Annotated in this window: 1 pseudogene; it reads left to right on the plus strand. The window is 48.8% G+C overall.

What is annotated here, in order from left to right:
• Nucleotides 1-26 precede the first annotated feature (26 nt).
• Nucleotides 27-285: pseudogene (locus A3751_RS22415) on the plus strand (DNA alkylation response protein); the annotation flags it as partial.

Consider the following 285-nt stretch of genomic DNA (forward strand, 5'->3'; position numbering starts at 1 on the left):
AGGCGGGACATGGTTGCCCTATAACAATGACTTCCGCGGCGATTGCAAGCCTTAAACACCAACCCGAGCTTTATGATATTTGGGCACCCAAAATCCTAAACCGAACTTACGACCCTCGAAATATACCCCATTTTCAGAAAGACAGCGTCACCATTGGGATGGCAATGACTGAGAAGCAGGGCGGCTCAGATGTTAGAAGGAACTCCACTCGTGCCTTCCCTATTGATGGAAACACAGATGGGCTTTACGAACTCGTTGGCCACAAATACTTCGTTTCAGCACCGA

The organism is Oleiphilus sp. HI0080 (genome assembly GCF_001635135.1).